The 587-nt window shown below is 52.6% G+C and carries 1 protein-coding gene; it reads left to right on the top strand.

Going from position 1 to position 587, the window contains the following annotated elements; translation table 11 throughout:
* On the top strand, nucleotides 1–535 hold a 535-nt coding region (locus tag R7Q48_RS29220; RefSeq protein WP_001415433.1), incomplete at its 5' end, for an IS6 family transposase.
* Between the last annotated feature and the right edge of the window lie 52 nt (nucleotides 536–587).

Below are 587 nucleotides of genomic sequence, written 5' to 3'. Positions count from 1 at the left end.
AATGGAAAAACGGCTGCGCTGGTACTGGCGTAACCCTTCCGATCTTTGCCCGTGGCACATGGATGAAACCTACGTGAAGGTCAATGGCCGCTGGGCGTATCTGTACCGGGCCGTCGACAGCCGGGGCCGCACTGTCGATTTTTATCTCTCCTCCCGTCGTAACAGCAAAGCTGCATACCGGTTTCTGGGTAAAATCCTCAACAACGTGAAGAAGTGGCAGATCCCGCGATTCATCAACACGGATAAAGCGCCCGCCTATGGTCGCGCGCTTGCTCTGCTCAAACGCGAAGGCCGGTGCCCGTCTGACGTTGAACACCGACAGATTAAGTACCGGAACAACGTGATTGAATGCGATCATGGCAAACTGAAACGGATAATCGGCGCCACGCTGGGATTTAAATCCATGAAGACGGCTTACGCCACCATCAAAGGTATTGAGGTGATGCGTGCACTACGCAAAGGCCAGGCCTCAGCATTTTATTATGGTGATCCCCTGGGCGAAATGCGCCTGGTAAGCAGAGTTTTTGAAATGTAAGGCCTTTGAATAAGACAAAAGGCTGCCTCATCGCTAACTTTGCAACAGTGCC

This window comes from Vibrio sp. 378, assembly GCF_033339435.1.
The sequence above is the reverse complement of the archived record's forward strand: the minus strand, read 5'-3'. Positions and strand labels throughout refer to the sequence as shown.